Origin of the sequence: Cedecea davisae (assembly GCF_044095835.1) — a bacterium.
Lineage (GTDB): Bacteria > Pseudomonadota > Gammaproteobacteria > Enterobacterales > Enterobacteriaceae > Cedecea > Cedecea davisae.
The window spans coordinates 1,336,601-1,362,230 of sequence record NZ_CP172054.1; the positions used below are offsets into that span (position 1 = coordinate 1,336,601).

Consider the following 25,630-nt stretch of genomic DNA (forward strand, 5'->3'; position numbering starts at 1 on the left):
TCCCCCTTAGCCACGGGTTTACTGGTGATAATGGCCGAGGAAGCGGCCAAGCTTGGCGATAGACATTTCCAGGTCGTCAACGCGCGGCAGCGTAACGATACGCACATGGTCCGGCCACGGCCAGTTGAAGGCGGTGCCCTGAACCAGCAGCACTTTTTCCTGTAACAGGAAGTCCAGCACCATTTTTTGGTCGTCGTGGATATTAAAGCGCTTAGCGTCAATTTTCGGGAACATATACAGCGCACCGCGAGGCTTCACGCAGGAAACGCCCGGGATTTCGTTGATTAGCTCCCATGCCCGGTTGCGTTGCTCGTACAGGCGGCCGCCGGGAACGATGAATTCGCTAATGCTCTGGTAGCCGCCGAGCGCGGTCTGAATAGCATGCTGGGCCGGTACGTTGGCGCACAGGCGCATCGAGGCCAGCATTTCCAGACCTTCTATATAGCCTTTGGCGTGTTTTTTCGGCCCGTTCAGTACCATCCAGCCCTGGCGGAAGCCCGCAACACGGTAGGTTTTTGACAGACCGTTAAAGGTGATGGTCAGCAGGTCCGGCGCCAGCGCGGCGATGGAATGATGCACCGCTTCGTCATAAAGGATCTTGTCGTAAATCTCATCGGCAAAGATTATCAGGTTATGCTGGCGCGCGATTTCAACAATTTCTAACAGCAGCTCTTTTGAATATACAGCGCCGGTAGGGTTGTTCGGGTTGATAATCACGATGCCGCGAGTGCGTGGGGTAATTTTGGCGCGGATATCATCGAGGTCGGGGAACCAGTCTGAGCTTTCGTCGCACAGGTAATGTACCGCTTTGCCGCTGGACAAGGAAACGGCCGCCGTCCACAGCGGGTAGTCTGGTGCCGGAACCAGCATTTCATCGCCGCTATTCAGCAGCGCCTGCATTGACTGAACGATGAGTTCGGAAACGCCGTTACCAATATAGATATCTTCGGTGGTGACATCCCGCATCCCGCGCGCCTGATAATGCTGCATGATGGCCTTGCGGGCGGAGAACAGCCCTTTTGAGTCGCAGTATCCCTGAGCGGTTGGGAGATTGCGGATCACGTCAACAAGGATCTCGTCCGGCGCTTCAAAACCAAAAGGCGCAGGGTTGCCGATGTTGAGCTTAAGCACTTTATTGCCTTCTTCTTCAAGGCGTTTAGCCTCTTTCAGAACCGGGCCGCGGATGTCATAACAGACATTATCAAGTTTGCTGGATTTTTCGATGGGGGACATGAAGCTTCGACCTTTGTTGTTAATTTCGCGTCCTGCCGTGGAAGCGCACCGCAACAATGTACTCCTGCCGCGTCGAGATTTGAAGGCAGGGGCGGTTAGAAATGTAATTTATCTGTCCAGCACAATGTAAAGGCAGTGGCGGTTTAAATAAATTTTGCCAGTCAAATATTCTTTTAATATATCTTATGTTGGGTTTTAAATCTGGTCATTGGCTTTTTGTATGACGCGATGCTCTGCAAATGTGGCGCTGGCCAAGTGAGAGGTGCTGCTCCAGTCATAAAACAGGGGCTAAACATAAGGAAAAATTAATATTTACGCTAAAATCATTAAGAGATTAATGACAGAAGGGGGTAAAGAGATGTATATCAAAAGGCGGGGCTGGTGAAGCGTTAAATACCCCGGCAATAATTAAGAGCCTTTTATTATAGAGCGCTTTACGCTTCAAAAAACGTTGTGAATAATCAACTGTGATGAAATTGTGGCAAGAGAATGCGGGCAGATAATTCGCAATATGTGTTATAAAACATATAGTTTTGAGGTAAGATAAGCGGCGAAAAACGGCGTGTGCTCTGGTGTCGCCTCCAAAGCGTTGCCTGAACTTAGTTAGCGTTGCTTAATATTACTATTATTATTCAACTGGTTGTGGAGTTGGCACGGGATATGCTCTGGATAGTCATTCAACCCGTTAAATAATCATATAAGAGCTTATTAAAAGTCGTTTTGTCGCTGATTGACCGTTATTACCCGGTTTTAAAATAGCCGACTGGTCAGATGAGATAGGGGTTTGTATCTTATTCGACCTGAGTTATATCCCCGAAGGAGAGCGTTTCGGGTAATTGCTTCACGCCGGGGAATACAAAAAAATAACAAACAGAAGCGCCGCTAACGTATCACGGCTAACACTACCGGAGACATTCGGTAAAAAGGAATTGCTTTATCTCTTTGATAAATCATAGCAATACAACCAGGGCAGACTCGAAAGAGCAACCTATTAGTGAAAAAATTATGATTAACGCAAATCGTCCGATACTGAATCTCGACCTCGATCTGCTGAGGACATTCGTTGCGGTCGCCGATCTCAATACCTTTGCCGCAGCAGCAGCAGCGGTGTGCCGAACTCAATCCGCCGTCAGCCAGCAGATGCAGCGCCTTGAGCAATTAGTCGGGAAAGAGCTTTTTGCGCGACATGGTCGTAATAAACTCCTGACCGAGCACGGCATTCAACTCCTTGGCTACGCGCGTAAAATCCTTCGTTTCAATGACGAAGCCTGCTCCTCGTTAATGTTTAATAACCTGCAGGGTTCGTTGACGCTCGGCGCTTCTGATGAAACGGCAGACACTATTCTGCCTTTCCTGCTAAACCGCATTAGCTCGGTGTACCCGAAGCTGGCGCTGGATGTCAGGGTTAAGCGCAACCCGTTTATGATTGAAATGCTCAGCCAGCATGAAGTCGACCTGGTCGTAACCACGTCTAATCCATCGCATTTTGATGCCGTGGTGCTGCGTACCTCGCCGACGCTTTGGTACTGCGCGGCGGATTACGTTTTCCAGAACGGAGAGGCGCTACCGCTGGTGATGTTGGATGAACCCAGCCCGTACCGCGATATGATGATTGAGCACCTTGACGCCAATCAGATCCCATGGCGAATTTCTTACGTGGCCTCTACGCTCGCTGCCGTGCGTGCGGCGGTTAAAGCCGGGCTGGGCGTTACCGCCCGGCCGGTTGAGATGATGAGCCCGGAACTGCGGGTTCTGGGCGGTTCCGAAGGGCTACCGATTCTGCCTGAGACGGAATATCTGCTGTGCAAGAACCCGGAAACCAGCAATGAGCTGGCCCAGGCCATTTTCAGCGCCCTGGGAACGCCGTCTAATCCTTACCAGTATTCAGCCGCTGATAACGAAGGTGGCGATACTTTGCTGGTAGAAGGGGATTTTGAATAACCGGCGGGCAGTCTAGTTAGTAACAAAATATTAAATGTAAAAATGGGCCGTTGGAGATGCTTTTTGCACCAACGGCCCATTTTTTACGCTCAATTTAGGGTAAGTGCCGGTCTTCCTGATAATTTCCAATAAATTCAAATAATTGCGATATTTTTGTGATTTGGGCGTTTTGTGTACAAAAACCTGAGGTTGTTGCCGGTTAATGTCAAAAAAAGCATAACAATGTTGCTTCTTTTTGAAGTGGATTAACAAAAGCGTGTCTCAGATCAAGAAAATACTCCCAATTGGGGGGAGGAATAGTTGGGATTTCCTGCCAAAATATAGGGGCTGTTTCTTTTTTCACACGGAACGGACACGATTCACCCTCATTTAAATCTGGGCATTTTGCCGGCTTTGATGAGTTTTAACGCATTAAATGTTAATGAATTGCTGTCGGTGTAAATTAATGTGTGGATACTTTTGTTAAAGTTGACAAAAGGTTATAGAAAGGAGTAAAAAACCCCATCAATGGGCTGCCTAAGCATTATTTCCGGCAGTTATTGTACGGTTGATTGTTCCTCCCCATGAATCGATGTGGCGTTCATCTGCCAGTAAGAGCAGAGACTTTGGCGCCACTTTTGATGAGTAAGCAATGAGTATGTCAACATCCACTGAAGTTATCGCTCATCACTGGGCGTTCGCTGTCTTTCTTATTGTCGCCGTTGGCTTGTGCTGTCTGATGCTTGTCGGGGGCTGGTTCCTCGGCGGAAGAGCAAAGGCAAGACACAAAAACATCCCCTTCGAGTCGGGCATCGACTCCGTTGGCACGGCACGGTTACGTCTCTCCGCCAAGTTTTACCTGGTTGCCATGTTTTTCGTCATCTTTGACGTGGAAGCCCTGTATCTCTACGCGTGGTCAACTTCTATTCGCGAAAGCGGCTGGATTGGCTTCGTCGAGGCCGCAATTTTCATTTTAGTACTACTGGCTGGTCTGGTGTATCTGGTGCGCATTGGTGCGCTGGATTGGACTCCCGCGCGTTCACGCCGCGAGAAAATCAACCCGGAAACAGACAGTCGCACTAACCGTCATACGCAGTAACAGCGAGGCAATAAGATGGACTATACGCTCACCCGCATAGACCCCAACGGTGAGAATGACCGTTACCCCCTGCAAAAGCAGGAGATCGTAACCGATCCCCTCGAGCAAGAGATTAACCGCAGCGTGTACATGGGCAAGCTCGAGCATGCCATGCACGATATGGTGAACTGGGGTCGTAAAAACTCAATCTGGCCTTATAACTTTGGCCTTTCCTGCTGTTATGTAGAGATGGTGACGTCGTTTACCGCTGTACATGACGTGGCTCGTTTCGGTGCAGAAGTTCTACGTGCTTCCCCTCGTCAGGCTGACCTGATGGTGGTGGCAGGGACATGCTTCACCAAAATGGCTCCGGTTATACAGCGTCTTTACGATCAGATGCTGGAACCTAAATGGGTCATTTCCATGGGTGCCTGCGCTAACTCTGGCGGTATGTATGACATTTATTCCGTTGTGCAGGGCGTAGATAAATTCCTGCCGGTGGATGTGTACATCCCAGGCTGCCCACCGCGCCCGGAAGCCTACATGCAGGCGCTGATGCTGCTGCAGGAGTCGATTGGTAAAGAACGCCGCCCGCTGTCGTGGGTTGTTGGCGATCAGGGTGTTTACCGCGCCAACATGCAATCGGAACGCGAGCGTAAGCGCGGCGAACGTATTGCGGTAACCAATCTGCGGACACCGGACGAAATTTAATTTGCGCCTGCGGTCAGTGAAAGTCTTTGTATATCAATAATATTAAAGCAAGGACACTGAGCGCAGTCACCACAGAACCATTTGCAATGGTGAGAAATATGACCGATTTAACCGCGCAAGAAGCCGCCATGCCAGCCTGGCAGACAAGGGATCATCTGGATGATCCGGTCATTGGCGAATTGCGTAACCGTTTTGGGCCGGATGCCTTTACCGTTCAGCCAACCCGCACCGGGGTGCCCGTAGTCTGGGTTAAGCGTGAACAGTTACTGGAAATTGTCGATTTCCTGAAGAAATCACCGAAGCCTTACGTCATGTTGTTCGACCTGCACGGCATGGACGAGCGTCTACGCACACACCGCAACGGTTTACCGGCTGCGGATTTTTCCGTTTTCTACCACCTGATTTCCATTGAACGCAATCGCGATATCATGCTCAAGGTGGCATTGTCTGAAAACGATCTGAACCTGCCGACGCTGACCAAGCTCTTCCCCAACGCCAACTGGTATGAGCGTGAAACCTGGGAAATGTTTGGTATTACCTTCAATGGTCACCCGCACCTGACGCGCATCATGATGCCGCCAACGTGGGAAGGCCATCCGCTGCGTAAAGACTACCCGGCGCGCGCCACAGAATTCGATCCGTTTATCCTGACTAAACAGAAAGAAGATCTGGAAATGGAAGCGCTGACCTTCAAGCCTGAAGAGTGGGGCATGAAGCGCAGCAGCGAGCATGAAGACTTCATGTTCCTGAACCTTGGTCCGAACCACCCGTCCGCGCACGGTGCGTTCCGTATTGTCCTGCAGCTGGACGGCGAAGAAATCGTCGACTGCGTGCCGGACATCGGTTACCACCACCGTGGCGCAGAGAAAATGGGCGAGCGTCAGTCCTGGCACAGCTACATTCCGTACACCGACCGTATCGAGTACCTCGGCGGCTGCGTGAACGAAATGCCTTACGTGCTGGCGGTTGAAAAACTGGCCGGTATTGTGGTGCCGGAGCGCGTTGAAGTTATCCGCGTGATGCTGTCCGAGCTGTTCCGCATTAACAGCCACCTGCTTTACATCTCCACCTTTATTCAGGACGTGGGCGCGATGACCCCGGTGTTCTTCGCCTTTACCGATCGTCAGAAAATCTACGATCTGGTTGAAGCGATTACCGGTTTCCGTATGCACCCGGCCTGGTTCCGCATCGGCGGCGTAGCGCATGACCTGCCAAAAGGCTGGGAGCGCCTGCTGAAAGAGTTCCTCGAGTGGATGCCAAAACGCCTCGACTCGTATGAAAAAGCCGCGCTGCGTAACACCATTCTGAAAGGCCGCTCCCAGGGCGTTGCCGCTTATAACGCGAAAGAAGCGTTGGAGTGGGGCACCACTGGCGCTGGCCTGCGTGCTACCGGCATCGACTTCGACATCCGTAAAGCTCGCCCTTACTCTGGCTACCAGAACTTCGACTTCGAAGTGCCGGTTGGCGGCGGTATCAGCGACTGCTACACCCGCGTGATGCTGAAGGTTGAAGAGCTTCGCCAGAGCCTGCGCATTCTTGAGCAGTGCCTGAAAAATATGCCAGCCGGCCCGTTCAAAGCGGATCATCCGCTGACTACGCCGCCGCCGAAAGAGCGCACGCTGCAGCATATCGAAACCCTGATCACTCACTTCCTGCAGGTATCGTGGGGCCCGGTTATGCCGGCCAACGAATCCTTCCAGATGATTGAGGCTACGAAAGGGATTAACAGTTACTACCTGACCAGCGACGCTAGCACCATGAGCTACCGTACGCGTATTCGTACTCCGAGCTTTGCGCACCTGCAGCAAATTCCGGCGGCGATCCGCGGCAGCCTGGTCTCTGACCTGATTGTCTATCTGGGTAGTATCGATTTTGTAATGTCTGATGTGGATCGCTAACTATGCACGATAACCAACAAAACCAGGCTGAGGCTTTTGAGCTGAGTGCGGCAGAGCGTGAGGCGATTGAGCACGAGAAGCACCATTACGAAGACGCACGCGCGGCTTCTATCGAAGCGCTGAAAATCGTTCAGAAACAGCGCGGCTGGGTGCCGGACGGCGCCATCTACGCTATCGCTGACGTGCTGGGCATCCCGGCGAGCGACGTAGAAGGTGTGGCCACTTTCTATAGCCAAATCTTCCGCCAGCCGGTGGGCCGCCACGTCATTCGCTACTGCGACAGCGTGGTTTGCCATATCACCGGCTACCAGGGCATTCAGTCCGCTATTGAAGCAAAACTGAACATCAAACCGGGCCAGACCACGTTTGATGGTCGCTTTACCCTGCTGCCAACCTGCTGCCTGGGCAACTGCGACAAAGGGCCGACCATGATGATTGATGAGGATACTCACAGCCATCTGACGCCGGAAGCAATCCCTGATTTGCTGGAGCAGTATAAATGAAGACGATTATTCGTACTGCCGAAACTCATCCGCTGACCTGGCGTCTGCGCGATGATAAACAGCCGGTCTGGCTGGATGAATACCGCAGTAAAAACGGTTATGAAGGTGCGCGTAAAGCGCTGACCAGCATGGCGTCGGATGAAATCGTTAATGCGGTAAAAGACGCTGGCCTGAAAGGGCGCGGCGGCGCGGGCTTTTCCACCGGTTTGAAGTGGAGCCTGATGCCGAAAGACGAGTCCATGAACATCCGTTACCTGCTGTGTAACGCCGATGAGATGGAGCCGGGTACCTATAAAGACCGCCTGCTGATGGAGCAGCTGCCGCACCTGCTGGTGGAAGGCATGCTGATTTCCGCCTTCGCGCTGAAAGCCTACCGCGGTTACATCTTCCTGCGTGGCGAGTACATCGAGGCTGCGGTTCATCTGCGCCGTGCGATTGCCGAAGCGACCGAAGCCGGCCTGTTGGGCAAAAACATTCTTGGCTCCGGTTTTGATTTTGAGCTGATCGTGCATACCGGCGCGGGCCGTTATATCTGCGGGGAAGAAACCGCGCTGATTAACTCCCTCGAAGGTCGCCGCGCGAACCCTCGCTCTAAGCCACCTTTCCCGGCCTCAAGCGGCGTATGGGGTAAACCGACCTGTGTAAACAACGTCGAAACCCTGTGCAACGTGCCTGCCATCCTCGCAAACGGCGTTGAGTGGTATCAGGGGATTGGCGGCGGCATGAGTAAAGATGCCGGTACCAAGCTGATGGGCTTCTCCGGGCGCGTGAAAAATCCTGGCGTCTGGGAACTGCCGTTCGGCACGACCGCGCGTGAGATCCTTGAAGAATATGCCGGCGGCATGCGTGATGGCCTGAAGTTTAAAGCCTGGCAGCCGGGCGGGGCGGGGACGGACTTCCTGACGGAAGCGCACCTCGACCTGCCGATGGAATTTGAAAGTATTGGTAAAGCAGGCAGCCGTCTCGGTACGGCGCTGGCAATGGCGGTTGACCATGAAATTGGCATGGTGCCGCTGGTGCGTAACCTGGAAGAGTTCTTTGCCCGTGAATCCTGTGGCTGGTGTACGCCGTGCCGCGATGGTCTGCCGTGGAGCGTAAAAATCCTGCGCGCGCTTGAGCGTGGCGAAGGGCAGCCGGGGGATATCGAAACCCTGGAGCAGCTGTGCCGCCACCTCGGACCGGGTAAAACCTTCTGTGCCCACGCGCCGGGTGCGGTTGAGCCATTGCAGAGTGCGATTAAATATTTCCGCGACGAATTCGAAGCAGGCATTGCCAAACAGGACTTCGGTAATCTGCGTGCCATCAGTGGCATTCAGCCGAACCTGTTAAAAACGCGCTGGTGATATCGCCCCTCACCCCGGCCCTCTCCCCTAAGGGGCGAGGGAGAAAGCGAAAACGGGTGAGGGTGCATTGCACAAGAATTTTTGATTAACGCCTGAAGTTATTCAGGCCAACTGGAAGCATGCTGACTATGGCTACGATTCATGTAGACGGCAAAGAATACGAGGTTAACGGGGCGGACAACCTGCTTGAAGCTTGTCTCTCCCTCGGCCTTGATATTCCTTATTTTTGCTGGCATCCGGCGCTGGGCAGCGTCGGAGCTTGCCGCCAGTGCGCGGTGAAGCAATATCAGAACGCTGAAGACACCCGCGGTCGCCTGGTGATGTCCTGTATGACACCGGCCTCTGACGGCACCTTCATCTCTATTGATGACGGCGAAGCGAAACAGTTCCGCGAAAGCGTTGTGGAATGGTTAATGACTAACCACCCGCACGATTGTCCGGTCTGTGAAGAGGGCGGCAACTGCCACCTGCAGGATATGACCGTTATGACCGGTCATAGTTTCCGCCGCTATCGCTTTACCAAACGTACCCACCGCAATCAGGATCTCGGCCCGTTCATCTCTCACGAAATGAACCGCTGTATCGCCTGCTACCGCTGCGTGCGTTACTACAAAGACTATGCGGACGGCAAAGATCTGGGCGTTTATGGCGCACACGACAACGTCTACTTCGGTCGCCCGGAAGACGGCACGCTGGAAAGCGAGTTCTCCGGTAACCTGGTAGAAATTTGCCCGACCGGCGTATTCACGGACAAGACCCACTCCGAGCGCTACAACCGTAAGTGGGATATGCAGTTTGCGCCAAGCATCTGCCAGCAATGCTCTCTGGGCTGTAACACCAGCCCGGGCGAACGTTATGGCGAACTGCGTCGCATCGAAAACCGCTATAACGGCACCGTGAACCACTATTTCCTGTGCGACCGTGGTCGTTTCGGTTACGGCTACGTTAACCTGAAAGACCGTCCACGCCAGCCCATTCAGCGCCGCGGGGACGACTTCATCACCCTCAACGCCGAGCAGGCGATGCAGGGCGCGGCGGATATCCTGCGCCAGTCTAAGAAAGTTATCGGTATCGGTTCACCTCGTGCCAGCGTGGAAAGCAACTTTGCGCTGCGTGAGCTGGTCGGGGCAGATAACTTCTACACCGGCATTGCTGCTGGTGAGCAGGCTCGCCTGCAGCTGATGCTGAAAGTGCTGCGTGAAAGCGGGATCCATACTCCTGCTCTGCGTGAAATCGAATCCTACGATGCGGTACTGATTCTGGGCGAAGACGTTACCCAGACCGGCGCCCGTGCCGCGCTGGCGATTCGCCAGGCGGTGAAAGGGAAGGCTCGCGAAATGGCGGCGGCTCAGAAAGTAGCCGACTGGCAGATTGCTGCAATCCTGAACATCGGCCAGCACGCCAAACATCCGCTGTTCGTGACCAACGTAGACAGCACCCGTCTGGATGATATCGCCGCGTGGACCTACCGCGCTCCGGTAGAAGACCAGGCGCGTCTCGGCTTTGCGATTGCCAATGCGCTGGACAACAACTCTCCGGCGGTTGAACTCGATCGTGACCTGAAAAATAAAGTCGACGTCATCGTACAGGCGCTGGCCGGTGCGAAGAGGCCGCTGATTGTTTCCGGCACCAACGCCGGGAGCGAAGCCGTTATTCAGGCTGCCGCTAACGTGGCTAAAGCCCTGAAAGGCCGCGGCGCAGACGTTGGCGTGACGATGATTGCCCGCGCGGTTAACAGCGTTGGCCTGGGGATCATCGGCGGTGGCTCTCTGGAAGAGGCGTTAAGCGAGCTGGAAAGCGGTGCTGCCGATGCGGTAGTGGTGCTGGAAAACGACCTGCACCGCCACGCTTCCGCCGCCCGTGTCGATGCAGCCCTGAGCAAAGCGCCGCTGGTGATGGTTATCGACCATCAGCGCACGGACATCATGGATAAAGCCCATCTGGTGCTTTCCGCTGCAAGCTTCGCCGAAAGCGACGGTACGGTAATCAACAACGAAGGCCGCGCACAGCGCTTCTTCCAGGTATACGACCCGGCATACTACGACACCAGCGTAACCATGCTGGAAAGCTGGCGCTGGCTGCACTCGCTGCACAGCACCGTGCAGAGCCGCGAAGTTGACTGGACGCAGCTTGATGACGTTATCGACGCCTGCGTGAAGGCTCTGCCTCAACTGGCCGGTATCAAAGATGCCGCGCCGGATGCGTCGTTCCGCATTAAAGGCCAGAAGCTGTCCCGTTCTCCTATCCGCTCCAGCGGACGTACCGCAATGCGCGCCAATATCAGCGTGCACGAGCCGCGTCAGCCGCAGGATAAAGACACGATGTTTGCCTTCTCTATGGAAGGGAACAACAGCCCGCTGGCCGACCGTCAGCAGATCCCGTTTGCCTGGGCTCCGGGCTGGAACTCCCCGCAGGCATGGAACAAATTCCAGGCCGAAGTGGGCGGTCACCTGCGCCACGGCGACCCGGGCGTTCGCCTGATTGAAGCTTCTGAAAACGGTCTGGGCTATTTCACTTCCGTTCCGGAAACCTTCCATGCGGAAGAGGGCAAATGGCTCATCGCTCCTTACTACCATCTGTTCGGTAGCGACGAGCTGTCCCAGCGTTCTCCGGTGTTCCAGAAGCGTATGGTTGAGCCGTACATCAAGCTGAACCCGGCCGATGCCGCGAAGCTTGGCGTCAACGCCGGTAGCCTGGTCTCCTTCAGCTACGAAGGCCAGACGCTGAGCCTGCCGCTGCAACTGTCCGAAGGGCTGGTTGCCGGTCAGGTTGGTTTACCGATGGGGATGCCGGGAATCGCGCCTGTGCTTGCGGGTGCTCGTCTTGAAAATCTGCAGGAGGCTGCGCAATGAGCTGGCTGACACCGGAAGTTATCGACATTCTGCTGAGCATCCTCAAAGCGGTTGTCATTCTGCTGGTCGTGGTGACCTGTGGGGCATTCATGAGCTTCGGCGAACGCCGCCTGCTCGGTCTGTTCCAGAACCGCTACGGACCGAACCGCGTAGGCTGGGGTGGTTCACTCCAGCTGGTTGCGGACATGATCAAGATGTTCTTCAAAGAGGACTGGGTTCCGCGCTTCTCTGACCGCGTAATCTTTACTCTGGCACCGATGATTGCCTTTACCTCGCTGCTGCTGGCCTTCGCCATTGTGCCGGTCAGCCCGAGCTGGGTGGTCGCGGACCTGAACATCGGCATTCTGTTCTTCCTGATGCTGGCAGGCCTGGCGGTATACGCCGTGCTGTTTGCCGGCTGGTCCAGCAACAACAAATACTCCCTGCTTGGTGCGATGCGTGCTTCCGCGCAGACCCTGAGTTACGAAGTGTTCCTGGGGCTTTCCCTGATGGGCGTGGTGGCGCAGGCCGGTTCCTTTAATATGGCCGACATCGTCAACAACCAGGCAAATCTGTGGAACGTTATCCCGCAGTTCTTCGGCTTCGTGACCTTCGCGATTGCCGGGGTTGCGGTGTGCCACCGTCACCCGTTTGACCAACCGGAAGCCGAGCAGGAACTGGCCGATGGTTATCACATCGAATATTCCGGCATGAAGTTCGGCCTGTTCTTCGTCGGGGAATACATCGGCATCGTCACCGTCTCTGCGCTGATCGTGACGCTGTTCTTTGGTGGCTGGCATGGCCCGTGGTTACCGCCGTTCATCTGGTTCGCGCTGAAAACCGCGTTCTTCATGATGATGTTCATTTTGATTCGCGCCGCATTACCTCGTCCGCGTTATGACCAGGTGATGTCCTTCGGCTGGAAGGTTTGCCTTCCGCTGACGCTTGTCAACTTGCTGGTGACCGCTGCGGTCATTCTTTACCAGGCACCATAAGGGGTGAAAAAACCATGACATTGAAAGAGTTAGTGGTTGGTTTCGGCACCCAGGTACGCAGTATCTGGATGATTGGCATGCACGCTTTCGCCAAACGCGAAACCCGCATGTATCCGGAAGAACCAGTGTATCTGCCGCCGCGCTACCGTGGCCGTATCGTGCTGACGCGCGACCCGGACGGGGAAGAGCGCTGCGTTGCCTGTAACCTTTGTGCGGTAGCCTGCCCGGTAGGCTGTATCTCACTGCAAAAAGCCGAGATGCAGGACGGCCGTTGGTATCCGGAATTCTTCCGCATCAACTTCTCACGCTGCATTTTCTGCGGCCTGTGTGAAGAAGCCTGCCCGACCACCGCGATCCAGCTTACCCCGGACTTCGAGCTGGGCGAGTACAAGCGCCAGGATCTGGTGTACGAAAAAGAGGATCTGCTGATCTCCGGTCCGGGCAAATACCCGGAATATAACTTCTACCGGATGGCAGGTATGGCAATCGACGGCAAAGATAAGGGCGAAGCGGAAAACGAAGCCAAGCCTATCGACGTCAAAGGCCTGTTACCTTAAGGAGCAAGGCAATGGAATTCGCTTTTTATATCTGCGCCATTGTGGCCGTCCTGACTACCTTGCGGACGATCACGCACACCAATCCGGTGCACGCGCTGCTGTATTTGATTATCTCTCTGCTGGCTATCTCCGGGGTATTCTTCTCCCTGGGGGCCTATTTCGCCGGTGCGCTGGAGATTATCGTTTACGCCGGGGCCATCATGGTGCTGTTTGTCTTCGTGGTGATGATGCTTAACCTCGGCAACGCGGTGCAGCAGCAGGAACGTGAGTGGCTGAAGCCGCAGCTGTGGATTGGGCCTGGCGTCCTTTCTGCGGTGCTGCTGGTCGTGCTGATTTACGCTATCCGTACCGTGAACGACCAGGGCATTGATGGCACGTCCATCGATGCTAAACAGGTCGGTATCGCGCTGTTCGGGCCTTACGTGCTTGCGGTGGAGCTGGCCTCCATGCTGCTGCTGGCGGGCCTGGTGGTCGCGTTCCATCTGGGGCGTGAAGATCGTGCCGGTGAAGTGCTGAGCAACCGCCAGTCCGACATGGCCGTGAGAAGAAAAACGGAGGAGAACGTATGATCCCGCTGCAACATGGACTGATCCTCGCCGCCATTCTGTTCGTGCTGGGACTGACCGGTTTGGTTATCCGTCGCAACCTGCTGTTTATGCTGATAAGCCTGGAAGTGATGATCAACGCCGCCGCGCTGGCCTTCGTGGTCGCCGGTAGCTACTGGGGCCAGGCTGACGGTCAGGTGATGTATATACTCGCGATTAGCTTAGCTGCCGCCGAAGCCAGTATTGGCCTCGCGCTGTTACTGCAGCTCCATCGTCGTCGCCAGAATCTGAATATCGATTCAGTAAGTGAGATGCGTGGATGAACCTTCTCTGGTTAACCATTGTTCTGCCATTTATTGGCTTTGTACTGTTGGCATTTTCCCGCGGGCGCTGGTCAGAAAACCTGTCCGCTACCGTCGGGATGGGATCTGTTGGTCTGGCCGCGGTAGTGACCGCAATTGCCGGTGTTGATTTCTTCAGCAACGGCCAGCAGGCGTTTACCCAGCCGCTGTGGACCTGGATGTCGGTCGGTGATTTCAATATCGGCTTCAATCTGGTGCTGGACGGCCTCTCCCTGACCATGCTTTCCGTGGTCACCGGCGTTGGCTTCCTGATCCACATGTTCGCTTCCTGGTATATGCGCGGTGAAGAGGGTTACTCCCGCTTCTTCGCCTACACCAACCTGTTCATCGCCAGCATGGTGGTTCTGGTTCTTGCCGATAACCTGCTGCTGATGTACCTCGGCTGGGAAGGCGTGGGTCTCTGTTCTTACCTGCTGATCGGCTTCTATTACACCGATCCGAAGAACAACGCTGCGGCAATGAAAGCGTTCGTGGTGACTCGCGTAGGCGACGTGTTCCTGGCCTTCGGCCTGTTCATTCTCTACAACGAGCTGGGCACGCTGAACTTCCGCGAAATGGTTGAGCTGGCGCCGCAGCACTTTGCTGCCGGTAACCAGATGCTGACCTGGGCAACCCTGATGCTGTTAGGCGGTGCGGTGGGTAAATCCGCTCAGCTGCCGTTGCAGACCTGGCTTGCCGACGCGATGGCTGGCCCGACGCCGGTTTCTGCGCTTATCCACGCGGCTACCATGGTTACCGCAGGTGTCTATCTGATAGCCCGTACCCACGGTCTGTTCCTGATGACCCCGGAAATTCTGCATCTGGTCGGCATTATTGGTGCGGTCACTCTGGTGCTGGCAGGCTTTGCCGCGCTGGTTCAGACCGACATCAAACGCGTGCTGGCTTACTCCACCATGAGCCAGATTGGCTACATGTTCCTGGCGCTGGGCGTTCAGGCGTGGGATGCGGCAATTTTCCACCTGATGACCCATGCGTTCTTTAAAGCATTGCTGTTCCTCTCTTCCGGTTCAGTTATCCTGGCGTGTCACCACGAGCAAAACATCTTCAAGATGGGCGGGCTGCGCAAGTCTATCCCGCTGGTGTATGTCTGCTTCCTGGTGGGCGGTGCGGCGCTGTCTGCTCTGCCGCTGATCACCGCAGGCTTCTTCAGTAAGGACGAAATTCTTGCCGGTGCAATGGCGAACGGCCACCTCAACCTGATGGTTGCGGGCCTGGTCGGGGCATTCATGACCTCGCTGTATACCTTCCGCATGATTTTCATCGTCTTCCACGGCGAAGAGAAAATCCACGCTCACGCGGGCAAAGGCATTACTCACCACCTGCCGCTGATTGTGCTGCTGGTGCTGTCAACCTTCGTTGGCGCTATGATTGTTCCACCGCTGCGCGGCGTACTGCCGGAAACGACGGAGCTTGCCCACGGCAGCGTGCTGACCCTGGAAATCATCTCGGGCGTAGTGGCTATCGCCGGTATCCTGATTGCCGCCTTCCTGTGGCTGGGTAAACGCACGCTTGTTACCTCCATCGCTAATAGCGCGCCGGGCCGCTTCTTCGGCACCTGGTGGTTCCATGCATGGGGCTTCGACTGGCTGTACGACAAAGTATTCGTCAAGCCGTTCCTCGGCATTACCTGGCTGCTGCGTCGTGACCCGCTGAACGCGCTGATGAACATTCCGGCAATTCTTTCCCGCTTCGCAGGCCGCGGCCTGCTGGTAAGCGAGAACGGTTACCTGCGCTGGTATGTTGCGTCAATGAGCATCGGGGCCGTTGTGGTACTTGGCCTGCTGCTGGTTCTGCGTTAACAGGATTTCTTCGTCCCCCTCTCCCTTACGGGGGAGGGCCGGAGTGAGGGCTAAACCCGTCACCCGGCACCGGGAAGTGAGCGATGTTTAAGAATTATTTTGACTTAGGGACACAAACGCCATGCTATTACCCTGGCTAATACTAATCCCCTTTATCGGCGGCTTCTTCTGCTGGCAGACCGAACGCTTTGGCGTGAAAGTGCCTCGCTGGATAGCGCTAATAACCATGGGGCTGACACTGGCGCTCTCGCTGCAACTTTGGCTGCAGGGCGGCTACTCTCTGATTCAGTCGGCAGGTTTGCCGCAGTGGCAGTCTGAGTTTGTTCTGCCGTGGATCCCGCGTTTTGGCATTGAAATCCACCTCGCGCTCGACGGTCTGTCGCTGCTGATGGTGGTGCTGACCGGCCTGCTTGGCGTGCTGGCGGTGCTCTGTTCCTGGAATGAAATTGAAAAGTATCAGGGCTTCTTCCACCTCAACCTGATGTGGATCCTCGGCGGCGTCATCGGCGTGTTCCTTGCCATCGACATGTTCCTGTTCTTCTTCTTCTGGGAAATGATGCTGGTGCCGATGTACTTCCTGATTGCGCTGTGGGGCCACAAAGCCTCCGACGGGAAGACGCGTATTACCGCGGCAACGAAGTTCTTCATCTATACCCAGGCGAGTGGCCTGGTGATGCTGATTGCCATTCTCGGCCTGGTGTTTGTGCACTACAACGCTACCGGCGTGTGGACCTTCAACTATGAGCTGCTGCTGAAAACGCCGATGTCCCACGGCGTGCAATGGCTGCTGATGCTGGGCTTCTTTATCGCCTTCGCGGTAAAAATGCCGGTGGTTCCGCTGCACGGCTGGCTCCCGGACGCGCACTCTCAGGCACCAACCGCGGGTTCCGTTGACCTTGCCGGTATCTTGCTGAAAACCGCTGCTTACGGCCTGCTGCGCTTCTCGCTGCCGCTGTTCCCGGAAGCTTCTGCCGAGTTCGCGCCAATCGCCATGTGGCTGGGCGTCATCGGTATCTTCTACGGCGCATGGATGGCGTTTGCTCAGACCGATATCAAACGTTTGATTGCCTACACCTCCGTTTCCCATATGGGCTTTGTACTGATTGCTATCTACACCGGCAACCAGCTGGCCTACCAGGGCGCGGTGATTCAGATGATTGCGCACGGCCTGTCCGCTGCCGGTATGTTCATCATCTGCGGCCAGCTGTACGAGCGTCTGCATACCCGCGATATGCGTATGATGGGCGGCCTGTGGAACAAAATTAAATGGCTGCCTGCGCTGTCGATGTTCTTTGCGGTGGCAACCCTCGGGATGCCGGGCACCGGTAACTTTGTCGGCGAATTTATGATCCTGTTCGGCAGCTTCCACGTTGTGCCGGTCATTACCGTGATTTCTACCTTCGGCCTGGTGTTTGCTTCGGTTTACTCGCTGGCAATGCTGCACCGCGCGTACTTTGGTAAAGCGAAAAGTGAAATCAGCGATAAGCAACTGCCGGGCATGTCGATGCGCGAGTTCTTTATCATTCTGTTGCTGGTGGTGCTGTTAGTTCTGCTGGGCTTCTACCCGCAGCCGATTCTGGATACCTCTCATTCTGCGATGAGTAATATTCAGCAGTGGTTTACCAGTTCACTTTCTACTACAAGGCCGTAATTCGCTCATGACTTTAACTCCTCAACACTTGATCGCGCTGCTACCGCTGTTGATCGTCGGATTGACGGTGGTGGTTGTGATGCTCTCCATTGCGTGGCGCCGCGATCATTTCCTGAATGCTACGCTATCGGTTATCGGCCTTAACGCCGCGCTTATCTCACTCTGGTTTGTGGGGCAGGCCGGGGCGATGGACGTGACTCCGCTGATGCGCGTTGACGGCTACGCCATGCTCTATACCGGGCTGGTGCTGCTGGCTAGCCTGGCAACCTGTACTTTCGCTTACCCGTGGTTACAGGGCTATACTGACAACCGCGAAGAGTTCTACCTGCTGGTGCTGATTGCCTCCCTCGGCGGCATTCTGCTGGCTAACGCTAACCATCTGGCGGCGCTGTTCCTCGGCATTGAACTTATCTCTCTCCCGCTGTTCGGCCTGGTGGGCTATGCCTTCCGCCAGAAGCGTTCTCTGGAAGCGAGCATCAAGTACACCATCCTGTCGGCGGCGGCTTCGTCCTTCCTGCTGTTCGGTATGGCGCTGGTTTACGCCGAGTCCGGCAGCCTGTCCTTTGTCAGCCTCGGTAAGAGCCTGGCGGACAACATGCTGCACGAGCCTCTGCTGCTGGCGGGTCTGGGCCTGATGATCGTCGGCCTTGGCTTCAAGCTTTCTCTGGTGCCGTTCCACCTGTGGACGCCGGACGTATACCAGGGCGCACCTGCTCCGGTTTCCACCTTCCTGGCAACCGCCAGCAAGATTGCCATTTTTGGCGTGGTGATGCGTCTGTTCCTCTACGCGCCGGTGGGCAACAGCGAAGCGGTTCGTGTGGTGCTGGGCATTATCGCCTTCGCCTCCATCCTCTTCGGTAACCTGATGGCGCTGAACCAGTCCAACATCAAGCGTCTGCTGGGCTATTCCTCCATCGCTCACCTCGGCTACCTGCTGGTGGCGCTGATTGCGCTGCAAACCGGCAATATGTCGATGGAAGCGGTAGGCGTTTATCTGGCCGCTTACCTGTTCAGCAGCCTGGGTGCTTTCGGCGTGGTTAGCCTGATGTCCAGCCCGTACCGTGGCCCGGATGCCGATTCACTGTTCTCCTACCGCGGTCTGTTCTGGCACAAGCCGGTGCTGTCTGCGGTGATGACCGTGATGATGCTCTCCCTGGCCGGTATCCCGATGACCCTCGGCTTTATCGGTAAGTTCTACATCATTGCAGTAGGCGTTCAGGCGCATCTGTGGTGGCTGACCGGCGCCGTGGTGCTGGGTAGCGCCATCGGCCTCTACTACTACCTGCGTGTCACCGTGAGCCTGTACCTGAGCGCGCCTCAGCAGCTTAACCGCGATACCCCATCCAACTGGGCGCTGACCGCGGGCGGCGTAGTTGTGCTTATCTCTGCTCTGCTGGTTCTGCTGCTGGGTGTTTACCCGCAGCCGCTTATCAGCCTGGTGCAGTTAGCGCAGCCTCTGATGTAATCGGGTTTACGAAACCGTTCAAAACCGCCACTTGTTGGCGGTTTTTTTATGGGCTCAGGCTTTGGCCAGCCCGAGGATAAAATCGAGGAAACAGCGCGTTCTGGCCGCCGGATTGATACGGGAAGGGTAGTAAGCGTAGAGCGGAAAGCGTTCGTCGGGCCAGTCCGGGAATAAATCAACCAGTAAGCCTTTTTTCACCAGGTCCTCCGAGCCAAATGTCATCATCTGCGCGATGCCGTGGCCGCTGAGGCACGCTTCGTGCAGGGTGCGGGCATCGTTCAGGGTCAGCCTCCCGTTGACCGGCACTTTGACTACCTGACCTTTACGGTGAAACTCCCACTCAAACGGCCTGCCCGTTTCCGGATCGCGAAAATGGATACAGGTGTGTTCCATCAGCGCCTCGGGGGTTGTGGGGCGACCAAAACGCTCAAGATAGGCTGGCGTTGCCACGGTCATGATGCGCGTTTCCAGCAGCTTTCTGGCTACCAGGCTGCTGTTGCGAGGGACGCCGAACCTGACCGCCAGGTCAAAGCCGTCGGAAACCATATCGCCCAGCCTGTCGCGGGTGACCAGATCCAGCTCAAGCTCGGGGTAGCGTGACATAAAGCTTTCAATTTGCGGGCCAAACACCAGGCTGGAAAAGAAAGGATCGATATTGACCCTGAGCCTGCCCACGACCGCTTTACTGGATAATGACGCGCCGCTGGTGACGTCTTCCAGCGCCGCCAGAAGCGGCAGCACCTGGCGGTAAAACTCCTTGCCTTCGACGGTGAGCGAAACCGCCCGCGTGGTGCGGTCGAACAGGCGGATGCCGAGCCTTTTTTCAAGCCTTGCAATCGCGCGGCTGACGCCCGGCGGAGACATATTGATGACCTCGGCCGCGGCGGCAAAAGTGCCGCTTTCCACCACAGCGGTGAAGACCGCCAGGCCATCAAAAGTGCGATCGTTAAAAATCATATTGGTGCCCCGGAGTCATCAGTGAATTGTCTATGATGTTATCGATGCACCTTAGCCGTTTCAACATAATGCTCCCCACGCCGCAAGGTGAAATCTGACAATGGAGAAGCATGATGTTCGCAATTACTGGTATTACCGGGCAGGTTGGCGGCGCGCTGGCTAAAACGCTGATAGCCGCCGGGCATGACGTTCGCGCCGTGGTGCGCAATGAACCCAAAGGGCAGCCCTGGGTTGAGCAGGGGGCCGAGCTGGCGCTTGCGGCAATGAACGATGCCGAAGGGCTGACTAAGGCATTCCGCGGCGCTGAGGCGGTATTTATTTTGCTGCCGCCGGTCTTTGACCCTGCCGGAGATATGGCCGAGCCGCGCGCCAATATTGCCGCAATTAAGCAGGCGCTGCTGGCCAGCCGCCCGCAGCACGTTGTCTGCCTCTCGACGATAGGCGCTCAGGCTACCCGGCCAAACCTGCTCAATGCTTTGGGGCTGATGGAGAAGGAGCTTGCGGATATCTGCGATTCAACCGTGTTTCTGCGGGCGGGCTGGTTTATGGAAAACTATTTGTGGGATATTAATAGCGCGAAGGAGACCGGCGTTATTTACAGCCATCTCCAGCCGCTGGAACGCGCCATTCCTATGGTTGCAACCGCTGATATTGGCGCTCTTGCCGCGCAGCTGTTAACCCAGCCGCAAACCGGGACCCGGGTCATCGAACTGGAGGGCCCGCAGCGCTATAGTCCACAGCTGGCGGCGCAGGCGTTCTCTCAGGTACTTGGTCGCCCGGTCACGGTGAAGGCGGTTCCGCGTGAAAACTGGGAGGCGGATTTCCTCGCCCAGGGGATGAAAAATCCTCTGCCACGCATGCAAATGCTTGATGGTTTTAACGAGGGATGGATTGACTTCGAAGGCGAGACGCTCAGGGGTGCCACTCCGCTGGAAACCGTGCTAAAACACTTAATGCAGCGTCACCGCTAAACCCGGTCGGCGACGCTTGAATTATAAGGAATTTTCAATGCTGAAATGGCAGGATTTACACCATTCTGAACTGAGCGTCGCCGCTCTCTATTCTCTGCTGGCGCTGCGTTGCGCGGTATTTGTTGTTGAGCAAAATTGCCCGTATCTCGACATTGACGGTGAAGATCTGGTGGGCGAGAACCGCCATATCCTTGGCTGGAAGGAGGGTAAACTTGTCGCCTATGCCCGAATATTGAAGAGTGAGAATGACCTGGAACCGGTTGTTATTGGGCGCGTCATCGTGGACGCCTCCGTTCGCGGAGAAAGGCTTGGTAATCAGCTTATGGAACAGTCCCTTGCCGCCTGCGAGCGCCAGTGGCCAGGCAAACCCATCTACCTCGGCGCGCAGGCACATTTGCAGGCGTTTTATGCCCGCTTCGGTTTTAAGCCGGTAACGGATGTGTACGACGAAGACGGCATCCCGCATATCGGCATGGCCAACGGCTAACGCAGGCGAAATCAGCCCCGGTTGTCTATAGTTAGCGGACGAGAAATTTTTTTAACACGGAGAACAGGTATGCAACCGTATGAATCTCGTCTTGATGATGACCTGGCGCTGCTGAGCGAAACCCTGGAAGAAGTGCTGCGTTCATCCGGCGACCCGGCCGACCAAAAATATATTGAGCTGAAGGCCAAAGCGGAACAGGCGCTGCACGAAGTGAAAGAACGTATCAGCAATGCTTCCGATAACTATTACTATCGCGCCAAAAAAGCGGTTTACCGTGCCGATGATTATGTGCACGAAAATCCCTGGAGAGGCATTGGTGCCGGTGCGGCCATTGGGCTGGTCGTAGGGCTACTTCTGCGTCGTTAGCGTTAGCCTGGCGCCCGCCGTGAATGACGGGCGCAGCAAATAAAGATCTTACCCCCAGGGTAGGATTTTTTTTTGCGGCAACGACCACGTATAATCAGGGGTTTTTACGCAAGGGTGAGGTAGTCGTGAATTCAGTAGCCGTAGCACTGCAGCAGATGCAGCAGGAATTAGCAGGAGAATTTGCCGACGAGCCGGGCCTGCAGCGCCTGTGTGTTGCGGTCACCCTCAGCGATGCCTCCGACCCGCTGGCGTGGTTAACCGCCCAGCCGCTCTTTCCTCAGTTTTACTGGCAGCAGCGTAACGGTAACGAAGAAGTTGCGGCCCTGGGAGCCTTGCTCCAGTTTTCCGCCCTGGAGCAGGCGCAGAGTTTCCTGCAATCTCACCCCGGGCAGCCTTTCCTGCGCGTCTGGGGGCTTAACGCTTTCGATCCGGCTCAGGGGTTCCTGTTCCTCTCTCGTCTGGAATGGCGGCGCGTGGGCGGCGAGGCGCATCTCTGGCTCCATCTGTACAGCGAAACCTCGCTAAAGCAGGATGCTCAGGCCGCTGCGGCTTTTATTGAGCAACTGCTCCCCGCCAAACCGCTGCCTCAGTTAAACCTGAAGTGCCTCGGCGCAACCCATCTGCCAGAGCAGCCGGAGTGGCACCGGCTTATCGACCTTGCTACCGGCGCTATTAGCCAGGGCAAGCTGGATAAAGTGGTGCTGGCGCGGGCAACGGACCTGGCCTTTTCGTCCCCTGTTTCAGCCGCCGGATTTATGGCCGCCAGCCGCCGGGTTAACCTCAACTGCTATCATTTCTTAATGGCGTTCGACCCGCAAAATGCTTTCCTGGGTTCAAGCCCGGAGCGGCTGTGGCGGCGTATCGATGATGCGCTGCGTACCGAAGCGCTGGCGGGCACCGTTGCTAACCACCCGGACGACAGGCAGGCCGAAAAGCTCGGGCAGTGGCTATTGAAAGACGACAAAAATCAGCGTGAAAACATGCTGGTTGTGGAAGATATCTGCCAGCGGCTTCAGGGCGCCGTCGGCGCGCTCGACGTGCTGCCGCCTCAGGTGATGAGGCTGCGAAAAGTGCAGCATCTGCGGCGTTGCATCTGGACGCTGCTTAAGCGCCAGGATGACGCGCTTTGCCTGAAACAGCTACAGCCAACCGCCGCAGTGGCGGGGCTGCCGCGCGAACTGGCGCGGGCGTTTATCGCCGCCCATGAACCTTTTGAACGTGAATGGTATGCCGGGTCGGCGGGTTATTTGTCTCGCCACCAGACGGAGTTTTGCGTTGCTTTACGCTCCGCACGCGTCAGCGGGAGTGCGGTAAGGCTTTATGCCGGAGCGGGAATTGTTGCCGGCTCAGTCGCTTCAGAAGAGTGGCAAGAGATTGAAAATAAAGCGGCCGGGCTGAAAACATTGCTTATCGACGGCGGCAACTGAATAAGCTATTCACGACGCAAATCAATTTAACTTTTTCTACGGTATTTATAATCAATGGTCGAAATTGACTGCGGACAATATTATGTCGATAAGCTCATTTAACCGCCGCTGGGCGGGCGTTATCCTCGAAGCATTGACCCGGCACGGCGTGCGCCACGTCTGCATTGCACCCGGCTCTCGCTCCACGCCCCTGACCCTGAGCGCGGCGGAAAACCGTAGTTTTATTTGCCACACCCATTTCGACGAGCGCGGCCTTGGGCATCTGGCGCTCGGGCTTGCCAAAGCCAGCGGCGAACCGGTTGCTATTATCGTGACGTCCGGCACCGCCGTCGCCAATCTTTATCCCGCCGTCATTGAGGCCGGGCTAACCGGCGAAAAACTTATTTTGCTGACGGCCGACCGTCCGCCGGAGCTTATCGACTGCGGCGCAAATCAGGCTATCCGCCAGCCGGGCCTGTTTAGCTCTCATCCCTCCAACTCCCTGAACCTTCCGCGCCCAACGCACGACATCCCCGCCAGCTGGGTTGTCTCCGCCGTTGATAGCGCTGTTGGTCAGTTGAGAGGCGGCGCGTTGCATATTAACTGCCCGTTTGCCGAGCCGCTTTACGGCGCGCCCGACGATACCGGCCTGGACTGGCAGGGCGAGCTTGAAGGCTGGTGGGAAGGCGACAAGCCCTGGCTGCGGGAAGTGACCGGCAGTCATGACGTGCTTAAGCAGCGCGACTGGTTCTTCTGGCGACAAAAGCGCGGCGTAGTGGTTGCCGGACGGCTTTCCGCCAGCGAAGGTGAGCAGGTGGCGGCCTGGGCGCAAATGCTTGGCTGGCCGCTGATTGGCGATGTGTTGTCGCAAACCGGGCAGCCGCTGCCGTGCGCCGACCTCTGGCTCAGCAACAGCCAGGCCGTGACCTGCCTGCAACAGGCGCAAATCGTTATTCAGTTTGGCAGCAGCCTGACCGGAAAACGGGTGCTGCAATGGCAGTCTTCCTGCCGGCCGGAGGAGTACTGGCTGGTGGATAAATTACCCGGCCGCCTCGACCCGGCAAACCACCGTGGCCGCCGGCTGACTGCCGACATAACATCCTGGCTGGACAAACACCCGGCGGAAAAACGCGTCCCGTGGGCCGACGAGCTTACCTCGCTTGCCTGGCGGACGCTGGAGAAAGTGGAGGCCGGTACGGCGAACTTTGGCGAGGCCCAGGTCGCCCAGCGTTTACCTAAGCTGCTGCCGGAAGGCGGCCAACTGTTTGTGGGCAATAGCTTAATTGTCCGGCTGATTGACGCCTTCGCACAATTGCCGGAAGGCTACCCGGTTTACAGCAACCGTGGCGCGAGCGGTATTGACGGCCTGCTGTCTACCGCAGCGGGCGTGCAGCGGGCAACGGCGCGTTCCACGCTTGCTATCGTTGGGGATATTTCCGCGCTCTACGACCTCAACGCCCTGGCGCTGCTTCGCCACGCGTCCGCCCCGTTTGTGCTGCTGGTGGTAAATAACAACGGCGGCCAGATTTTCTCACTGCTGCCCACGCCTGCCGAAGAGCGCGAGCGCTTTTACTGCATGCCGCAGAACGTCAATTTCTCCCACGCCGCCGCCATGTTTGAACTCGGGTATCAAAACCCTGCGAGCTGGCAGGCGCTGGAAGAGGCGATTAAGCGAGCCTGGCTGCGCCCCGGCGCCACGATAGTTGAAATCACCGTGCCGGAAACCGAAGGGGCGCAAACGCTACAGCACCTTCTGGCCCAGGTCAGTCAGGCATGACCCTTCATGCCGTAACGTGTTCAGCAGATAAGCCGAATAAACCGTGGATTGTCTGGCTACACGGCTTTCTCGGCAGCCATCAGGAATGGCTGGAGATTAGCCCGCATTTTAGCGACTGGCCTCAATTGCTGGTGGATTTACCCGGCCACGGCGGCTCGGCGGGCATAAAGGCGAAGGACTTTGCGGACGTGGATAACCGGCTGCGGGCCACGTTAAATAGTTACAACATACTTAATTACTGGCTGGTGGGTTACTCCCTCGGCGGCCGCATGGCGATGTATCACGCCTGCCAGCCTGAGTCTCACGGACTGCGCGGGCTGGTGGTTGAAGGCAGCCATCCGGGCCTGCAAAGCGAAAATGAGCGGGAAGCCAGAGCGCTCGGCGACGCCCGCTGGGCGGCTCGGCTGCATGACGAGGATTTGCCCGCCGTGCTCAACGACTGGTATCGGCAGCTGGTGTTTCGCTCCCTTAATGCTCAACAGCGCAAACATCTGGTGGCGCTGCGTAGCCAGAACGATTCACGCTCTCTGGCGCAGATGCTTGAAGCCACATCGCTTGCCCGCCAGCCTGATTTACGCGAGCCGCTTAGCCAGCTCGCTGCGCCTTTCCATTATCTGTGCGGAGAACGGGACGAAAAATTTCGCGCCGTTTCCAAAGAGCTGGCATGCCCGGTCACGCTAATTCCTGGCGTCGGGCACAACGCTCACCGCGACGCGCCTGCCGCGTTTAGCTCCGCCCTGTTAACCCTCTTTCGTCACTATGACCTGTAAGGATC

22 protein-coding genes are annotated in these 25,630 nt (G+C 56.3%); 20 read left to right on the forward strand and 2 right to left on the reverse strand.

Features of this window, described 5'->3' with window-relative positions:
- Positions 1–18: 18 nt before the first annotated feature.
- Positions 19–1,233, reverse strand: coding sequence for an alanine transaminase AlaA (alaA, locus tag ACG1VR_RS06850; RefSeq protein ID WP_016537441.1), 1,215 nt, complete (start codon positions 1,231–1,233; stop codon positions 19–21).
- Between the two features lie 1,005 nt (positions 1,234–2,238).
- Between alaA and lrhA the strand changes: the two genes are divergently transcribed.
- From lrhA to nuoN, 14 genes are all read left to right on the forward strand, one after another.
- Positions 2,239–3,174: a transcriptional regulator LrhA gene (gene lrhA, locus ACG1VR_RS06855; RefSeq protein WP_016537439.1), complete on the forward strand. Its 936-nt coding sequence runs from the start codon at positions 2,239–2,241 to the stop codon at positions 3,172–3,174.
- A gap of 631 nt (positions 3,175–3,805) precedes the next feature.
- A complete protein-coding gene (nuoA, locus tag ACG1VR_RS06860) occupies positions 3,806–4,252 on the forward strand; it encodes an NADH-quinone oxidoreductase subunit NuoA (protein WP_016537437.1) in 447 nt (148 codons plus the stop codon).
- 15 nt (positions 4,253–4,267) lie between these two features.
- On the forward strand, positions 4,268–4,942 hold the full coding sequence (nuoB, locus tag ACG1VR_RS06865) for an NADH-quinone oxidoreductase subunit NuoB (protein WP_016537436.1): 675 nt from the start codon (positions 4,268–4,270) through the stop codon (positions 4,940–4,942).
- Positions 4,943–5,028: 86 nt separating this feature from the next.
- On the forward strand, positions 5,029–6,840 hold the full coding sequence (nuoC, locus tag ACG1VR_RS06870; protein WP_172569389.1) for an NADH-quinone oxidoreductase subunit C/D: 1,812 nt from the start codon (positions 5,029–5,031) through the stop codon (positions 6,838–6,840).
- 2 nt (positions 6,841–6,842) lie between these two features.
- Entirely contained in the window at positions 6,843–7,343 is a 501-nt protein-coding gene (gene nuoE / locus ACG1VR_RS06875) for an NADH-quinone oxidoreductase subunit NuoE (protein WP_008459776.1), read from the forward strand.
- Positions 7,340–8,686, forward strand: coding sequence for an NADH-quinone oxidoreductase subunit NuoF (gene nuoF, locus ACG1VR_RS06880; protein ID WP_016537434.1), 1,347 nt, complete (start codon positions 7,340–7,342; stop codon positions 8,684–8,686). The genes nuoE and nuoF overlap by 4 nt, the downstream gene beginning before the upstream one ends.
- A 128-nt stretch (positions 8,687–8,814) precedes the next feature.
- Complete coding sequence (nuoG, locus tag ACG1VR_RS06885; protein WP_395490531.1) at positions 8,815–11,538, forward strand: NADH-quinone oxidoreductase subunit NuoG; 2,724 nt, start codon at positions 8,815–8,817, stop codon at positions 11,536–11,538.
- Positions 11,535–12,512 carry an NADH-quinone oxidoreductase subunit NuoH gene (gene nuoH, locus ACG1VR_RS06890; protein WP_016537432.1) on the forward strand — a complete coding sequence of 326 codons (978 nt, stop codon included), beginning with the start codon at positions 11,535–11,537 and terminating at the stop codon, positions 12,510–12,512. Before nuoG ends, nuoH begins: the two co-directional genes overlap by 4 nt.
- Before the next feature lie 14 nt (positions 12,513–12,526).
- Positions 12,527–13,069: an NADH-quinone oxidoreductase subunit NuoI gene (nuoI, locus tag ACG1VR_RS06895; RefSeq protein WP_016537431.1), complete on the forward strand. Its 543-nt coding sequence runs from the start codon at positions 12,527–12,529 to the stop codon at positions 13,067–13,069.
- Positions 13,070–13,080: 11 nt separating this feature from the next.
- Positions 13,081–13,638 (forward strand): NADH-quinone oxidoreductase subunit J, encoded by a 558-nt coding sequence (gene nuoJ, locus ACG1VR_RS06900; RefSeq protein WP_016537430.1) that lies wholly within the window; start codon positions 13,081–13,083, stop codon positions 13,636–13,638.
- Positions 13,635–13,937, forward strand: coding sequence for an NADH-quinone oxidoreductase subunit NuoK (nuoK, locus tag ACG1VR_RS06905; protein WP_008459783.1), 303 nt, complete (start codon positions 13,635–13,637; stop codon positions 13,935–13,937). Before nuoJ ends, nuoK begins: the two co-directional genes overlap by 4 nt.
- On the forward strand, positions 13,934–15,775 hold the full coding sequence (gene nuoL / locus ACG1VR_RS06910) for an NADH-quinone oxidoreductase subunit L (RefSeq protein ID WP_395490532.1): 1,842 nt from the start codon (positions 13,934–13,936) through the stop codon (positions 15,773–15,775). The genes nuoK and nuoL overlap by 4 nt, the downstream gene beginning before the upstream one ends.
- 121 nt (positions 15,776–15,896) lie before the next feature.
- A complete protein-coding gene (gene nuoM, locus ACG1VR_RS06915) occupies positions 15,897–17,426 on the forward strand; it encodes an NADH-quinone oxidoreductase subunit M (protein WP_016537428.1) in 1,530 nt (509 codons plus the stop codon).
- Between the two features lie 7 nt (positions 17,427–17,433).
- Positions 17,434–18,891, forward strand: a complete 1,458-nt coding sequence (gene nuoN / locus ACG1VR_RS06920; protein ID WP_016537427.1) for an NADH-quinone oxidoreductase subunit NuoN — start codon at positions 17,434–17,436, stop codon at positions 18,889–18,891.
- 54 nt (positions 18,892–18,945) lie between these two features.
- Here nuoN and ACG1VR_RS06925 read toward each other — a convergent pair whose 3' ends face one another.
- Complete coding sequence (locus ACG1VR_RS06925; RefSeq protein ID WP_395490533.1) at positions 18,946–19,848, reverse strand: LysR family transcriptional regulator; 903 nt, start codon at positions 19,846–19,848, stop codon at positions 18,946–18,948.
- A 110-nt stretch (positions 19,849–19,958) separates the two neighbouring features.
- Here ACG1VR_RS06925 and ACG1VR_RS06930 point away from each other — a divergent pair, with 110 nt between their 5' ends.
- From ACG1VR_RS06930 to menH, 6 genes are all read left to right on the forward strand, one after another.
- Positions 19,959–20,819 carry an NmrA family NAD(P)-binding protein gene (locus ACG1VR_RS06930; protein WP_395490534.1) on the forward strand — a complete coding sequence of 287 codons (861 nt, stop codon included), beginning with the start codon at positions 19,959–19,961 and terminating at the stop codon, positions 20,817–20,819.
- A gap of 37 nt (positions 20,820–20,856) precedes the next feature.
- On the forward strand, positions 20,857–21,306 hold the full coding sequence (locus ACG1VR_RS06935; RefSeq protein ID WP_395490535.1) for a GNAT family N-acetyltransferase: 450 nt from the start codon (positions 20,857–20,859) through the stop codon (positions 21,304–21,306).
- A 69-nt stretch (positions 21,307–21,375) separates the two neighbouring features.
- Complete coding sequence (gene elaB, locus ACG1VR_RS06940; RefSeq protein WP_016537423.1) at positions 21,376–21,672, forward strand: stress response protein ElaB; 297 nt, start codon at positions 21,376–21,378, stop codon at positions 21,670–21,672.
- 125 nt (positions 21,673–21,797) lie between these two features.
- Complete coding sequence (gene menF / locus ACG1VR_RS06945) at positions 21,798–23,099, forward strand: isochorismate synthase MenF (RefSeq protein WP_395490536.1); 1,302 nt, start codon at positions 21,798–21,800, stop codon at positions 23,097–23,099.
- 82 nt (positions 23,100–23,181) lie between these two features.
- Complete coding sequence (gene menD / locus ACG1VR_RS06950; protein ID WP_395490537.1) at positions 23,182–24,855, forward strand: 2-succinyl-5-enolpyruvyl-6-hydroxy-3-cyclohexene-1-carboxylic-acid synthase; 1,674 nt, start codon at positions 23,182–23,184, stop codon at positions 24,853–24,855.
- The gene (gene menH / locus ACG1VR_RS06955) at positions 24,852–25,625 is read left to right on the forward strand and encodes a 2-succinyl-6-hydroxy-2,4-cyclohexadiene-1-carboxylate synthase (RefSeq protein ID WP_395490538.1); all 774 of its coding nucleotides are present in this window, start codon (positions 24,852–24,854) and stop codon (positions 25,623–25,625) included. The genes menD and menH overlap by 4 nt, the downstream gene beginning before the upstream one ends.
- Positions 25,626–25,630 lie beyond the last annotated feature (5 nt).

Coding starts and splice junctions, on each gene's coding strand:
- alaA (WP_016537441.1), bottom strand. CDS start 1,233: ATGTCCCCCATCGAAAAATCCAGCAAACTTGATAATGTCTGTTATGAC.
- lrhA (WP_016537439.1), top strand. CDS start 2,239: ATGATTAACGCAAATCGTCCGATACTGAATCTCGACCTCGATCTGCTG.
- nuoA (WP_016537437.1), top strand. CDS start 3,806: ATGAGTATGTCAACATCCACTGAAGTTATCGCTCATCACTGGGCGTTC.
- nuoB (WP_016537436.1), top strand. CDS start 4,268: ATGGACTATACGCTCACCCGCATAGACCCCAACGGTGAGAATGACCGT.
- nuoC (WP_172569389.1), top strand. CDS start 5,029: ATGGTGAGAAATATGACCGATTTAACCGCGCAAGAAGCCGCCATGCCA.
- nuoE (WP_008459776.1), top strand. CDS start 6,843: ATGCACGATAACCAACAAAACCAGGCTGAGGCTTTTGAGCTGAGTGCG.
- nuoF (WP_016537434.1), top strand. CDS start 7,340: ATGAAGACGATTATTCGTACTGCCGAAACTCATCCGCTGACCTGGCGT.
- nuoG (WP_395490531.1), top strand. CDS start 8,815: ATGGCTACGATTCATGTAGACGGCAAAGAATACGAGGTTAACGGGGCG.
- nuoH (WP_016537432.1), top strand. CDS start 11,535: ATGAGCTGGCTGACACCGGAAGTTATCGACATTCTGCTGAGCATCCTC.
- nuoI (WP_016537431.1), top strand. CDS start 12,527: ATGACATTGAAAGAGTTAGTGGTTGGTTTCGGCACCCAGGTACGCAGT.
- nuoJ (WP_016537430.1), top strand. CDS start 13,081: ATGGAATTCGCTTTTTATATCTGCGCCATTGTGGCCGTCCTGACTACC.
- nuoK (WP_008459783.1), top strand. CDS start 13,635: ATGATCCCGCTGCAACATGGACTGATCCTCGCCGCCATTCTGTTCGTG.
- nuoL (WP_395490532.1), top strand. CDS start 13,934: ATGAACCTTCTCTGGTTAACCATTGTTCTGCCATTTATTGGCTTTGTA.
- nuoM (WP_016537428.1), top strand. CDS start 15,897: ATGCTATTACCCTGGCTAATACTAATCCCCTTTATCGGCGGCTTCTTC.
- nuoN (WP_016537427.1), top strand. CDS start 17,434: ATGACTTTAACTCCTCAACACTTGATCGCGCTGCTACCGCTGTTGATC.
- ACG1VR_RS06925 (WP_395490533.1), bottom strand. CDS start 19,848: ATGATTTTTAACGATCGCACTTTTGATGGCCTGGCGGTCTTCACCGCT.
- ACG1VR_RS06930 (WP_395490534.1), top strand. CDS start 19,959: ATGATGTTCGCAATTACTGGTATTACCGGGCAGGTTGGCGGCGCGCTG.
- ACG1VR_RS06935 (WP_395490535.1), top strand. CDS start 20,857: ATGCTGAAATGGCAGGATTTACACCATTCTGAACTGAGCGTCGCCGCT.
- elaB (WP_016537423.1), top strand. CDS start 21,376: ATGCAACCGTATGAATCTCGTCTTGATGATGACCTGGCGCTGCTGAGC.
- menD (WP_395490537.1), top strand. CDS start 23,182: ATGTCGATAAGCTCATTTAACCGCCGCTGGGCGGGCGTTATCCTCGAA.
- menH (WP_395490538.1), top strand. CDS start 24,852: ATGACCCTTCATGCCGTAACGTGTTCAGCAGATAAGCCGAATAAACCG.